The sequence below is a fragment of the Pseudomonas sp. B21-012 genome (assembly GCF_024749305.1).
Lineage (GTDB): Bacteria > Pseudomonadota > Gammaproteobacteria > Pseudomonadales > Pseudomonadaceae > Aquipseudomonas.
In genome coordinates this window covers 1,095,229-1,108,811 of sequence record NZ_CP087197.1, presented here as the reverse complement: position 1 = coordinate 1,108,811, position 13,583 = coordinate 1,095,229, and the positions used below count along the sequence as shown (strand labels likewise).

At 62.7% G+C, this 13,583-nt stretch carries 12 protein-coding genes; 3 read left to right on the top strand and 9 right to left on the bottom strand.

What is annotated here, in order from left to right; genetic code table 11:
* Nucleotides 1-409: 409 nt before the first annotated feature.
* Nucleotides 410-3,256, top strand: a complete 2,847-nt coding sequence (locus LOY37_RS05060; RefSeq protein ID WP_045196381.1) for a valine--tRNA ligase — start codon at nt 410-412, stop codon at nt 3,254-3,256.
* Nucleotides 3,257-3,357: 101 nt separating this feature from the next.
* Nucleotides 3,358-4,320, top strand: a complete 963-nt coding sequence (gene rlmF, locus LOY37_RS05055; RefSeq protein ID WP_258716399.1) for a 23S rRNA (adenine(1618)-N(6))-methyltransferase RlmF — start codon at nt 3,358-3,360, stop codon at nt 4,318-4,320.
* Between the two features lie 51 nt (nt 4,321-4,371).
* Here rlmF and LOY37_RS05050 read toward each other — a convergent pair whose 3' ends face one another.
* Nucleotides 4,372-4,653 (bottom strand): HU family DNA-binding protein, encoded by a 282-nt coding sequence (locus tag LOY37_RS05050; protein ID WP_009398256.1) that lies wholly within the window; start codon nt 4,651-4,653, stop codon nt 4,372-4,374.
* Nucleotides 4,654-5,061: 408 nt separating this feature from the next.
* Here LOY37_RS05050 and yejK point away from each other — a divergent pair, with 408 nt between their 5' ends.
* Nucleotides 5,062-6,069, top strand: a complete 1,008-nt coding sequence (yejK, locus tag LOY37_RS05045) for a nucleoid-associated protein YejK (RefSeq protein ID WP_258716398.1) — start codon at nt 5,062-5,064, stop codon at nt 6,067-6,069.
* Here the strand turns inward: yejK and LOY37_RS05040 are convergent.
* From LOY37_RS05040 to murA, 8 genes are all read right to left on the bottom strand, one after another.
* Nucleotides 6,050-6,349, bottom strand: a complete 300-nt coding sequence (locus LOY37_RS05040) for a GIY-YIG nuclease family protein (RefSeq protein ID WP_045196374.1) — start codon at nt 6,347-6,349, stop codon at nt 6,050-6,052. The two genes, yejK and LOY37_RS05040, sit on opposite strands and share 20 nt — an antisense overlap.
* A gap of 39 nt (nt 6,350-6,388) precedes the next feature.
* The gene (locus tag LOY37_RS05035; protein ID WP_258716397.1) at nt 6,389-6,859 is read right to left on the bottom strand and encodes a nuclear transport factor 2 family protein; all 471 of its coding nucleotides are present in this window, start codon (nt 6,857-6,859) and stop codon (nt 6,389-6,391) included.
* Between the two features lie 88 nt (nt 6,860-6,947).
* Complete coding sequence (locus LOY37_RS05030; RefSeq protein ID WP_093388192.1) at nt 6,948-8,231, bottom strand: MFS transporter; 1,284 nt, start codon at nt 8,229-8,231, stop codon at nt 6,948-6,950.
* Nucleotides 8,232-8,246: 15 nt separating this feature from the next.
* A complete protein-coding gene (locus LOY37_RS05025) occupies nt 8,247-8,897 on the bottom strand; it encodes a FadR/GntR family transcriptional regulator (RefSeq protein ID WP_258716396.1) in 651 nt (216 codons plus the stop codon).
* Nucleotides 8,898-9,042: 145 nt separating this feature from the next.
* Complete coding sequence (gene hisC / locus LOY37_RS05020) at nt 9,043-10,089, bottom strand: histidinol-phosphate transaminase (protein ID WP_093388186.1); 1,047 nt, start codon at nt 10,087-10,089, stop codon at nt 9,043-9,045.
* 2 nt (nt 10,090-10,091) lie between these two features.
* Nucleotides 10,092-11,417, bottom strand: coding sequence for a histidinol dehydrogenase (gene hisD / locus LOY37_RS05015; RefSeq protein ID WP_045196365.1), 1,326 nt, complete (start codon nt 11,415-11,417; stop codon nt 10,092-10,094).
* 135 nt (nt 11,418-11,552) lie between these two features.
* Nucleotides 11,553-12,188, bottom strand: a complete 636-nt coding sequence (gene hisG / locus LOY37_RS05010) for an ATP phosphoribosyltransferase (RefSeq protein ID WP_038996931.1) — start codon at nt 12,186-12,188, stop codon at nt 11,553-11,555.
* 107 nt (nt 12,189-12,295) lie between these two features.
* On the bottom strand, nt 12,296-13,561 hold the full coding sequence (murA, locus tag LOY37_RS05005) for a UDP-N-acetylglucosamine 1-carboxyvinyltransferase (protein WP_010223372.1): 1,266 nt from the start codon (nt 13,559-13,561) through the stop codon (nt 12,296-12,298).
* Nucleotides 13,562-13,583 lie beyond the last annotated feature (22 nt).

Below are 13,583 nucleotides of genomic sequence, written 5' to 3'. Positions count from 1 at the left end.
ACAAGCTGCAAGAGCCGTGCGGCGCTCTGAGCTTGCAGCTTGTCGCTTGAAGCTTGCCCCCGTATAACGAAAGCGAAATCAAGCGCCGCCTCGATGCCAAGCCTGAGCGCATGCTTAACCAATAAAAAGCAGTTACAAGCTTCAAGCGACAAGCTGCAAGAGCCGTGTGGCGCTCTGAGCTTGCAGCTTGTCGCTTGAAGCTTGCCCCCCGTATAACGAAAGCGAAATCAAGCGCCGCCTGGATGCCCGGCTCGAGCGCCTGCTCAACCAATAAAAAGCAGTAACAAGCTTCAAGCGACAAGCTGCAAGAGCCGTGTGGCGCTCTGAGCTTGCAGCTTGTCGCTTGAAGCTTGCGGCTTCGTTATACTCTCCGGCTTTCCTGAATAAATGCCTAAGGGTCCCGCCGCGCATGGATAAGACCTACCAGCCGCACGCCATTGAAACTTCCTGGTACAACACCTGGGAGTCCGAGAATTATTTCGCTCCGCAAGGCGCGGGCGATTCCTACACCATCATGATCCCGCCGCCGAACGTCACCGGCAGCCTGCACATGGGTCATGGCTTCAACAACGCGATCATGGACGCCCTGATCCGTTTCCGCCGCATGCAGGGCCGCAACACCCTGTGGCAGCCAGGTACCGACCACGCCGGTATCGCCACGCAGATGCTGGTCGAGCGTCAACTCGAAGCCAAAGGCCAGAACCGTCACGACCTGGGTCGCGAGAAGTTCCTGGAAAAGGTCTGGGAATGGAAAGATCAGTCCGGTGGCAACATCAGCCGCCAGATTCGCCGCCTGGGCTCGTCGGTCGACTGGAGCCGCGAGCGTTTCACCATGGACGACGGCCTCTCGGAAGCAGTGAAAGAAGCCTTCGTGCGCCTGCATGAAGACGGCCTGATCTACCGCGGCAAGCGCCTGGTCAACTGGGACACCAAGCTGCACACGGCGATCTCCGACCTCGAAGTGGAAAACCACGACGAGAAGGGTCACCTGTGGAACCTGCGCTACCCGCTGGCTGACGGCGCCAAAACTGCCGACGGCAAGGACTACCTGATCGTCGCCACCACGCGCCCGGAAACCATGCTCGGCGACGCCGCCGTTGCCGTGAACCCGGAAGACGAGCGTTACAAGGCGCTGATCGGCAAGTTCGTCGAGCTGCCGCTGGTTGGCCGCCGTATCCCGATCATCGCCGACGACTATTGCGACCCTGAGTTCGGTACCGGCTGTGTGAAAATCACCCCGGCCCACGACTTCAACGACTATGAAGTCGGCAAGCGCCACAACCTGCCGCTGCTGAACATCTTCGACAAGAACGCCTTCGTCCTGCCGGCCGCCCAGGTGTTCAACCTCGACGGCAGCGTCAACGACAGCATCGACGCGACCCTGCCGGCCCAGTATGCAGGCCTCGACCGCTTCGTTGCGCGCAAGCAGATCGTTGCCGATTTCGACGCCGCCGGCCTGTTGGTCAGCGTCGACGACCACGCCCTGAAAGTGCCGAAAGGCGACCGCTCGGGCACCGTCATCGAGCCGTGGCTGACCGACCAGTGGTACGTGTCGACCAAGCCGCTGGCAGAGCCTGCGATTGCTGCCGTCGAAGACGGCCGCATTCAGTTCGTGCCCAAACAGTACGAAAACATGTACTTCTCGTGGATGCGCGACATCCAGGACTGGTGCATCAGCCGTCAGCTGTGGTGGGGTCACCGTATTCCGGCCTGGTATGACGAATCCGGCAAGGTCTATGTCGGCCGTAGCGAAGAAGAGGTGCGCAGCAAGCACAACCTCGGCGCCGACGTGGTCCTGAACCAGGACAACGACGTGCTCGACACCTGGTTCAGCTCGGGCCTGTGGACCTTCTCGACCCTGGGCTGGCCACAGCAGACCGAATTCCTCAAGAAGTTCCACTCCACCGACGTGCTGGTCACCGGCTTCGACATCATTTTCTTCTGGGTTGCCCGGATGATCATGCTGACCATGCACCTGGTGAAGAACGAGGACGGCACCCCGCAGGTACCGTTCAAGACCGTGTATGTGCACGGTCTGGTGCGCGATGGCCAGGGCCAGAAGATGTCCAAGTCCAAGGGCAACGTCCTTGACCCGCTGGACATCGTCGACGGCATCACCCTGGACGAACTGCTGGAAAAACGCACCAGCGGCATGATGCAGCCAAAGCTTGCCGAGAAGATCGCCAAGCAGACCAAGGCCGAGTTCCCGGAAGGCATCGCCAGCTACGGCACCGACGCCCTGCGCTTCACCTTCTGCTCGCTGGCGTCCACCGGTCGCGACATCAAGTTCGACATGGGCCGCGTCGAAGGCTACCGCAACTTCTGCAACAAGATCTGGAACGCTGCGCGCTATGTTCTGGACAAGGGCGAAGACTGCGGCCAGAACGGCGAAGCCTACGAGCTCTCGCTGGCTGATCGCTGGATCATCTCGCAACTGCAGCGCACCGAAGCCGAAGTCACCCGCCAGCTCGACCAGTTCCGCTTCGACCTGGCCGCCCAGGCGCTCTACGAGTTCATCTGGAACCAGTATTGCGACTGGTACCTGGAGCTGTCCAAGCCGGTCCTGTGGGACGAAAACGCCCCGGTCGAACGCGCCCGTGGTACTCGCCGCACCCTGGTCCGGGTACTGGAAGTGGCACTGCGCCTGGCCCATCCGTTCATGCCGTTCATCACCGAAGAAATCTGGCAGCGCCTGGCGCCGCTGGCCGGCGCGCAAGGCAAGACCATCATGCTGCAGCCATGGCCAGTGGCCAATGAAAGCCGCATCGATGCCGCTGCCGAAGGCGATATCGAATGGCTCAAGGAGCTGATGCTCGGCGTGCGCAACATCCGCGGCGAAATGAACATCGGCCCGGGCAAGCCACTGCAACTGTTCCTGAAAAACGCCAGCGCCGAAGACCAGCGCCGCCTGCAGGAAAACGAAGCGCTGCTGAAAAAGCTGGCGAAGATCGAATCCTTCACCGTGCTCGGCGAACAGGACGAAGCGCCGCTGAGCGCCACCGCCCTGGTCGGCGATCTGCAAGTACTGGTGCCGATGGCCGGGCTGATCGACAAGGACGCCGAGCTGGCTCGCCTGAACAAGGAAATCCAGCGTCTGCAGGGCGAAGTCCAGCGCGTCGGCGGCAAGCTGTCCAACGCCGCCTTCGTCGACAAGGCACCGCCTGCGGTGATCGACAAGGAACGCGCCAAGCTGGCTGAAGCCGAACAGGCCCTGGCCAACTTCACCGAGCAGCATGCGCGGATTGCCGCCTTGTAACGATCGCTGACCTCAGTGATGCCATCGCGGGTCAAGCCTGCTCCCACAGAAGTCTCTGTAGGAGCGGGCTTGACCCGCGATGCTTTGCACCGGACCTCAACATGACCACAACCAACAAACCGACCCTGCACCCGCGCAACCGCCACCAGGGCCGCTACGACTTCCCCCAGTTGATCAAGAGCAGCCCGCAGCTGGGCCAGTACATGATCACCAACCCCCACGGCAAGCCGAGCATCGACTTCGCCAACCCGGATGCCGTCAGGGTCTTCAACCGCGCCCTGCTCAAGGCCCAGTACGGTATCCAGCACTGGGACATCCCGGCTGACTACCTGTGCCCGCCAATCCCCGGCCGGGCCGACTACGTACACGTGCTGGCCGACTTGCTGGCAGACGAAAATGGCGGCGAAATACCCCGTGGCGCGCAGGTCCAGGCCCTGGACATCGGCGTCGGTGCCAATTGCATCTACCCGTTGCTGGGCAACAGCGATTACCGCTGGCGCTTCCTCGGTTCAGACATCGACGCCACGGCACTGGCTGCGGCCGGCGCCATCGTCCAGGCCAACGGCCTGGGCAAGGCCATCAGCCTGCGCCAGCAAGGCAACTGCAAGCACATCCTGCTGGGGCTGCTCAAAAGCGACGAGCGCTTCGACCTGACCCTGTGCAACCCGCCCTTCCACGCCTCACGCGAAGAAGCCACCCGCGGCAGCCAGCGCAAATGGCGGGCACTGGGCAAGGCCGATCCCAAGCGCAAGCTGCCGGTGCTGAACTTTGGCGGGCAGAACAACGAACTGTGGTGCGAAGGCGGCGAGATCCGCTTCGTCAGCCAGCTGGTGGCCGAGAGCGTCAGCCTGAGCCAGCAGGTGCTGTGGTTCACCAGCCTGGTATCGAAAGCCTCCAACCTGCCCGGCATTCAGGCCGCGCTGAAAAAGGCCGGGGCGGCCGAACAGCGGGTGGTGGAGATGGGCCAGGGGCAGAAACAGAGCCGCATGATCGCCTGGACCTTCCAGGACGCCGCAGCGCGCCAGGCTTGGCGCCAGCAGCGCTGGAGCAAAACCCAGGGATAAAAAAACCGCGTCCGGGCAACCCGGACGCGGCTTTTGTCGAGCTGTTTACAATTACTTGTTTACAGCGTCGGTCAGCACTTTGGCTGGTACGAACTTGACGACTTTCTTGGCAGCGATTTCGATGGCAGCGCCAGTCGAAGGGTTGCGGCCGGTACGGGCAGGACGCTCGGTGATTTTCAGTTTGCCGATGCCTGGCAGGGTGATTTCGCTGCCATTTTCCAGTTGATCAGCAACGATCTGGCCCAGTTGCTCCAGAGCGTTACGCGCGGTGGTTTTTGGCGCGTCGATAGCTTCAGCGATATCGGCGATCAGTTGGTCTTTGGTCAATGCCATGGTGGTGTTCCTTCCCTATCAAATTCAGTGAGTATGCAGAGTGCTACGTCAGTCATCGAGCCAGACCTGCGGGGGATCCGGCGGTCCGGTGTTACAGCCACGTCAATCGCGTATGTAGATACGTAAAACGACGTTTGGTTCGACGTGACGCGAGCGGTCTGCCAGCAATGCGCCACACACGGGGCGCAAGACCGGGCAAAACTACCACAGGAATAGATAAATATCCGCCTCCCACAGGGCAAATGTGCAGGTTTTTCGGGGGTTTGCGCGAAAAAACGCAAAAATTTGAACAAAAAATAAACAACCGACATATCTGCCAACATCTGGCCGCTGAATCACCCCTGTGCTGAGGTACACTTGGCGACTTTGCAACGCGGCCAGCACCGCCCATTTTCAACCGAGAATCCCATGCCGATCCGTCATTGCATCGTCCACCTGATCGACAAGAAACCCGATGGCAGCCCCGCCGTGCTGCACGCCCGCGACTCGGAACTGGCCGAGTCGGGTGCCATCGAAAACCTTCTGGCCGACCTCAACGATAGCTACAACGCCAAACAGGGCAAAGCCTGGGGCTTCTTCCACGCAGAATCCGGCGCCCACCCGTTCAGCGGCTGGCTCAAGGAATACCTCGACGAAGGCAGCACCTTCACGGCCTTCAGCCGCGTCGCCGTCGAGCACCTGCAAAAGCTGATGGAAGAGTCCAACCTGTCGGTCGGCGGCCACGTGTTGTTCGCCCACTATCAGCAAGGCATGACCGACTACCTGGTGATCGCCCTGCTGCACCACAGCGAAGGCGTGGCGGTAAACGCCGAGCTGGACGTGACCCCGTCGCGCCACCTGGACCTGGGCCAGCTGCACCTGGCCGCGCGCATCAACCTTTCCGAGTGGCAGAACAACAAGGCCTCCAAGCAGTACATCTCGTTCATCAAGGGCAAGAACGGCAAGAAAGTCTCGGAGTACTTCCGCGACTTCATCGGCTGCCAGGAAGGCGTCGACGGCCCGGGCGAGACCCGCACCCTGCTCAAGGCTTTCAGCGATTTTGTCGAAAGCGAAGACCTGCCCGAAGAAGCCGCCCGCGAGAAGACCCAGACCCTGGTCGACTACGCCACCAGCCAGACCAAGGCCGGCGAGCCAGTAACCCTCGAGGAGCTCTCAGGGCTGATCGATGAAGAGCGCCCACGGGCCTTCTACGAACATATTCGCAACAAGGACTACGGCCTGTCGCCGGAAATCCCCGCCGATAAGCGCACGCTCAACCAGTTCCGTCGCTTCACCGGCCGTGCCGAAGGGCTGTCGATCAGCTTTGAAGCGCACTTGCTGGGCTCGAAGGTCGAGTACGACGAGGAAGCCGGCACCCTGATCATCAAAGGCCTGCCGACGCAACTGACCGATCAGCTCAAGCGTCGCAAGGACTGAGCCCCGCCCAGGAGGCCACCAGCGCCTCCTTGGCACTCTTGCGCAGCTTTTTCACCAGCCGCTCCTGTTGCAGCGCCTTGGTTTTGTCGGGCCAGGCCTCGACATAGACCAAAGCCACTGCCGGGCTGGTGCTGAAGTAGCGTGCCCCCTGGCCCTTCTGGTGGGCCTGGAAGCGCCGCTCCGGGTTGTCGCTGATCCCGCAGTACAGCGAGCCATTGGCGGCGCGTACCAGGTAGACGTACCAGGGTTTGTTCGGTGGTTGGGCAATGGGCTCGGACACGTTAGTGACTATCAACGGCAAAGCGCACAGCTTAGCGCCTCAGCGCCCCGCCTGAAACGCCCGCAGGCCTTTCTGCGCCTGGGCGCGCACCTTGCCCTGGACCAGCGGCGACCAGCCCAGCAGCACCCCCGTGGTGCCCAAGGCCTGACGTGCCCAGCGCCACAGGTCGAAACTGTCGTGGTGCTCGCAGATCTTGCCGTCCCGAAACACAAAGCGTGCCTGGATGTCGTTGACCACGGTGCGGCCGGTCTGGCTGAACAGGTAGCGGGCGACCCAGCGGGCGCTGCCAGCGCGCTCGTCGGCGCGCACACTGTCGAAGGTCAGGGTAAAGTCCTTGGCGCGGGTGGTGAGCATGCGCCACATGTCACCGGCATCCTTGCCGCGCAAAGTACCGAAGACCGGGTCACTGAAAACGATATCGTCGCTGTAACAGGCGACCATGGCTTCGGCGTCCAGGCGCTGGAAAGCCTGGTAGAAGCGGGTGATCAGGGCAGTATTGGCGTCGCTCATGGTGCAGGTCCGGTTCATGGCAATAGACCTGCACCATAGTCCGTCGAAGTGGCAAAAAGCTATGGGCATTTGCCTGGCGAATGTCTGCTCAAACCCGCTCGCTGACCACCTGCACATGCAGGTTACGCCCGGCCTTGAGGCCAAAGCCGATGGCGCCGATGCCCAGCACGGCAAAGATCCAGCCCACCGCGTTCCAGCCGCCGGTCAGGTCATGCACCAGGCCGACCGCGAACGGCCCCATCGATGCCAGGGTGTAACCGATGCCCTGGGCCATGCTCGACAGGTTGGCGGCGACGTGAGCGTCTTTGGAACGCAGCACGATCAGGGTCAATGCCAGGGCGAAGGTACCGCCCTGCCCCAGCCCCAGGACAATAGCCCAGCCCCACAGGCCTTCCAGCGGCGCATACAGGCAGCCGAACAAGCCGGCCAGGGCCATGAGCATGACCACCACAATGGCCAGGCGCTGGTCCTTGCCACGGGTCGCCAGCCACGGCGCGCTGAGCGAACTGAGCAACTGCACGATCACCGAGCCGGACAACACCAGCCCGGCCTGGGTCGGGCTCAGGCCGCGACCGATGAGGATCGACGGCAGCCAGCCGAAAACGATATAGGCCAGCGACGATTGCAGGCCCATGTACAGGGTGACCTGCCAGGCCAGCGGATCGCGCAGCAGGCCGCGTACACGGTAGGCCACATTGTGGGCGCCGTGGCCCTGGCGGGCCTGGGGCAGCCAGATCAGCGCCGCCAGCAAGGCCGGGATCAACCAGAAGCCCAGGCCCAGCGACCAGCTGTCGCCCAGGCGCTCGCTCAGGGGCACGGTGGCGCCCGCAGCCATTGCCGCGCCCAGGCACAAGGCCATGGTGTAGACGCCGGTCAGGGTCCCGGCATGCTTGGGGAAGTCGCGCTTGACGATGCCCGGCAACAGCACGCCGATCACACCGATGCTAGCCCCGGCCATGATACTGCCGACGAATACCCCGGTGCTGCCAAAGGCGCTGCGCACGGCAATCCCCGCAGCCAGTACCAGAAGGATGCCGAGAATGACCCGCTCACTGCCAAAACGTCGCGCCAACACCGGCGCCAGTGGCGCGAACAAGCCCAGGCAAAGCACCGGCAAGGTGGTCAGCAGGCCCGCCTGGGAAGCGCTCAAGCCGAGGTTGTCGCTGACCTGACCCAGCAGCGGCGCCATGCTCGACAACGCCGGACGCAGGTTCAGCGCCACCAGCACCAGGCCGAGCAGCAACAGCCACGGGCGCTTGAGCAGCACCGGTTGCTGTTGCACTTGTTCGTCGTCGGCTTCGGCGTCGATCAGCAGTTCTTCCAGCTCCGGCCCGTTGGCCGGCGCCGCAGTTCGGGTTGTTTCATCGCCCATGGCAGTCTCGCAAGGTCAGGATTCGTTGATCAGGGTCCGGCTCAGGGCCTTGGCCTTGTCCGGATCGCGTTGTTCGATGGCATCGAGAATCTGCCCGTGCAGGTCGAACACAAGCTGGCAGCGGGGAGCGTGGCTCAGGTTGTGATGCAAGGTGGCCGCCACCACCCCGGAAAAGTAGCGATACAACTCGCTCAGCGCCGGGTTATGCGCGGCATCCACCAGGCGCTGGTGGAACACCAGATCGCAACCGATGTATTGCTCCAGGTCGTCGTGAAAATGCGCACTGCTGTGCTTGAGGGCCTCTCGTAGCCCTTGCAGGTCTTCTTCGCTGCGGCGCAGCGCGGCCAGGCCAATGGCCTCGGCTTCAAGGAGATGGCGGGTTTCCCGCGCCTGCTCCAGGTCGCAGCGTGACAGCGCCTGAAGGGCCTGCAACGGGTCGACGGCGGTACGCAGGTAACTGCCATCGCCCTGGCGAACTTCGACCAGGCCACTGAAAGCCAGCACACGCATGGCTTCGCGCACCGTGTTGCGGCTGATGCCGAGCTCAGCAGCCAGTTCCGGCTCGGTGGGCAGGCGCTGGCCCACCGTCCAGGCGCCGCTGGCGACGCGCTGGCGCAGTTGCTCGACGGCTTGTTCGACCAGGGAGCGTTTGATCAATAACGTCATGACATCCAATCATCGGATGAATTCAGAAGGGAAAGATTACCGGTAACAAGCATCGCGGGGCAAGTCGAGGCGTCGCACCGCCGCTCCCACAGTGGGAGCGGCGGTGCGACGCCTCGACTTGCCCCGCGATAAGGATTGAGAAGTTTCAGTTCAGCGCATCAAGCAACGCCTGATTCTGCTCCGGGGTACCAATGGTGATGCGCAGGAACTGGGCGATCCGCGCCTGTTTGAAGTGACGCACGATCACCCCCTGCTCGCGCAGGCGCGCTGCCAGTTCGGCGGCATCCTGCTGCGGGTGCCGGGCAAAGATGAAGTTGGCTGCCGAGGGCAGTACTTCAAAGCCACGGGCAGTGAGTTCAGCTACCACCTTCTCGCGACTGTCGATCACCTTGCGGCAGGTTTCTTCAAAGTAAGCACGGTCCTCGAACGCCGCCGCCGCACCCACAATCGCCATACGGTCCAGTGGATAGGAGTTGAAGCTGTTCTTGATCCGCTCCAGCGCCTCGATCAGGTCCGGATGGCCGACCGCCAGGCCTACCCGCAGGCCGGCCAGCGAGCGCGACTTGGACAGGGTCTGGGTGACCAGCAGGTTGTCGTAGCGATCCACCAGGCTGATGGCGGTCTGGCCGCCAAAGTCGATGTAGGCTTCATCGACCACCACCACCGAGTCGGGGTTGGCCTCGAGCAGTTGCTCGATGGCCTCCAGGGCCAGCAGGCAACCGGTCGGCGCGTTGGGGTTGGGGAAGATGATCCCGCCGTTGGCCTTGCGGTAGTCAGCGACCCGGATCTGGAACTGCTCGTCCAGCGCCACTGCTTCAAACGGGATGCCGTACAGGCCGCAGTAGACCGGGTAGAAGCTGTAGCTGATGTCCGGGAACAGCAATGGCGCATCGTGCTGGAACAGGCCATGGAAGATGTGCGCCAGCACTTCATCCGAACCGTTGCCGAGGAACACCTGGTTGCCCTGCACACCGTAGTAGTCCGCTACCGCCTGCTTTAGCAGGTCGCTGTTGGGGTCCGGGTACAGGCGCAGGTTGTCGTTGAGTTCGCCGCGCATGGCTTCCAGCGCCTTGGGCGACGGGCCGTAGGGGTTCTCGTTGGTGTTGAGCTTGACCAGCCTGGCCAGCTTTGGCTGCTCGCCCGGCACGTAAGGCACCAGGTCCTTGACGAAGGGGCTCCAGAATTTACTCATGTTCAGTTCCCCTTCTTGTCGGCAAGGATGCGGTATTCGGCGCTGCGGGCGTGGGCGGTCAGCGACTCGCCACGGGCCAGTACCGAGGCAGTGTGGCCGAGCTCGGAAGCGCCCTGCTCGGAGCAGAAGATGATCGACGAACGCTTCTGGAAGTCATACACCCCCAGCGGCGACGAGAAGCGCGCGGTGCCGGAAGTCGGCAGTACGTGGTTGGGGCCTGCGCAGTAATCGCCCAGGGCTTCGCTGGTGTGGCGGCCCATAAAGATCGCGCCGGCGTGGCGAATCTGCGGCAGCCAGGCCTGCGGGTCGGCGACCGACAGCTCCAGGTGCTCAGGGGCAATGCGGTTGGCAACGTCCATGGCCTGCTGCATGTCGCGCACCTGGATCAGCGCACCACGGCCGTTGATCGAGGTCTTGATGATCTCGGCGCGCTCCATGGTCGGCAGCAACTTGTCGATGCTGGCTGCGACCTTGTCGAGGAATTCGGCGTCGGGGCTGACCAGAATCGCCTGGGCGTCTTCGTCGTGCTCGGCCTGGGAGAACAGGTCCATGGCGATCCAGTCCGGATCGGTCTGGCCGTCACAGACCACGAGAATCTCCGACGGGCCGGCAATCATGTCGATACCGACCTGACCGAACACATGGCGCTTGGCGGTGGCGACATAAATGTTGCCCGGGCCGACCACCTTGTCGACCTGCGGCACGCTTTCGGTGCCATAGGCCAGGGCGGCAACCGCCTGGGCGCCACCGATGGTGAAAACCCGGTCAACACCGGCGATGCAAGCGGCGGCCAGCACCAGCTCATTGACCTCGCCACGCGGGGTCGGCACCACCATGACCACTTCACCAACGCCGGCGACCTTGGCCGGAATCGCGTTCATCAGTACCGATGACGGGTACGACGCCTTGCCGCCCGGCACATACAGGCCGGCACGATCCAGCGGCGTGACCTTCTGGCCAAGCACAGTGCCGTCGGCTTCGGTGTAGCTCCAGGAGTCTTGCTTCTGTCGCTCGTGGTAGCTGCGCACGCGCTCGGCGGCTTTTTCCAGGGCTTCGCGCTGGGCCGGGGTGATGCGGGTCAGGGCCAGTTCCAGGCGCTCGCGACCGAGGATCAGGTCGTTGATCGAAGTCGCCTGCACGCCATCAAAGCGCTGGGTGAACTCCACCAGCGCCGCATCGCCACGCTCGCGCACGGCCTTGATGATGTCGAGTACGCGCTGGTTGACCGCGTCGTCAGAGACACTTTCCCAGCTCAGCAGATGATCCAGATGTCGGGCGAAATCCGGGTCAGCGGCATTGAGTCGGGCGATTGCAGTGGACGTGGTCATAGCGAGGGCCTCATAAATGGCGAATGCTCAGGCGCCCTAAGCTACCAGTCCATCCGCGCGGGCACCCGAGAAAATTGGCTATGACGCGGATAGACGGGCGCGACAGCGAAGGTCGCGCGCAGGAGGTAGAAAGTCTTAGCCGCGGTGTCGCGATTCGACAGCCTGGCGCAGGGTGTCGATCAGGCTCTGGATGCGGGCGTGCTGCATCTTCATCGAAGCCTTGTTGACCACCAGCCGGGAGCTGATGGTGGCAATCAGTTCCTGGGGTTCCAGGCCATTGGCACGCAGGGTGTTACCGGTGTCGACAACGTCGATGATCTTGTCGGCCAGGCCAATCAGCGGCGCCAGCTCCATCGAACCATACAGCTTGATGATATCGACCTGACGGCCTTGTTCGGCATAGTAGCGCTTGGCGACGTTGACGAACTTGGTGGCTATGCGCAGACGGCCCTTGGGCTCGGCAGCGCCGACTTTGCCGGCGGTCATCAGCTTGCACTGGGCAATCTGCAGGTCCAGCGGCTCGTACAAGCCCTGGCCACCGTACTCCATCAGCACGTCCTTGCCGGCCACGCCCAGGTCGGCGGCACCATGCTCGACGTAGGTCGGCACGTCGGTGGCGCGCACGATCAGCAGACGCACGTCTTCCTGAGTCGTCGGGATGATCAGCTTGCGGCTCTTGTCCGGGTTTTCGGTCGGCACAATACCGGCTTCCGCCAGCAGCGGCAGGGTATCGTCGAGAATCCGACCTTTGGATAGCGCGATGGTCAACATGGGAAACGTCGGTCCTTATGCGGCTACAGCCGGCCGGGCGCTAACAGGCCCGACCGCATTCAATTCGGTGCAGCAATTGGCTGGCGCGTCCCTGCGCCACTCACAGACTAGCCCGGCACGCGGCGGATCTTGGCGCCGAGCATCTGCAGTTTCTCTTCGATGCACTCATAACCACGGTCGATGTGGTAAATGCGGTCGATCAGGGTATCGCCTTCGGCAACCAGCGCCGACAGCACCAGGCTGGCCGAAGCCCGCAGGTCGGTGGCCATCACTGGAGCGCCTTTGAGGGTCTTGGTCCCGGTAACGATGGCAGTGTTGCCTTCGACCTGGATCAGGGCACCCATGCGGTGCATCTCGTAGACGTGCATGAAGCGGTTTTCGAAGATCGTCTCGATTACCGCGCCAGTGCCTTCGGCAATGGCGTTGAGCGAGATGAACTGCGCCTGCATGTCGGTCGGGAACGCCGGGTACGGAGCGGTACGCAGGTTGACGGCTTTCGGCCGCTTGCCATGCATGTCCAGCTCGATCCAGTCTTCACCGGTGGTGACTTCGGCGCCGGCTTCCTTGAGTTTTTCAAGGACGGCTTCGAGGATGGTCGGATCGGTGTCCTTGACCTTGACGCGACCGCCAGTCACGGCAGCGGCAACCAGGTAGGTACCGGTCTCGATACGGTCAGGCATGACCCGGTAGGTCGCCGAACCCAGGCGCTCGACGCCATCGATGGTGATGGTGTCGGTACCAGCGCCCTGGACTTTCGCGCCCATGGCGTTGAGGAAGTTGGCAAGGTCGACCACTTCCGGCTCGCGCGCGGCGTTTTGCAGCACGCTGCGGCCTTTGGCCAGGGCTGCAGCCATCATGATGTTCTCGGTACCGGTGACACTGACGGTATCGAAGAAGAAGTGCGCGCCACGCAGGCCGCCTTCTGGGGCCTTGGCCTTGATGTAGCCGCCTTCGACCTCGATCTTCGCGCCCATGGCCTCAAGGCCGCGGATGTGCAGGTCGACCGGACGCGAACCAATGGCGCAACCGCCAGGCAGGGCCACTTCGGCTTCGCCAAAACGGGCGACCATCGGGCCCAGTACCAGGATCGAGGCACGCATGGTTTTCACCAGCTCGTACGGCGCGACCAGGGTCTTGATGGTACGCGGGTCGATTTCGACCGAGAGCTTCTCGTCGATCACCGGCTCAATGCCCATGCGGCCGAACAGCTCGATCATCGTGGTGATGTCGTGCAGGTGCGGCAGGTTGCCAACGGTGACCGGGCCATCGCAGAGCAAGGTGGCCGCCAGGATCGGCAGGGCAGCGTTCTTTGCCCCGGAAATGCGGATTTCGCCATCGAGGCGAACGCCGCCAGTAATAATCAGTTTGTCCATTAGAGTCTCGCCGCCAAGTTGG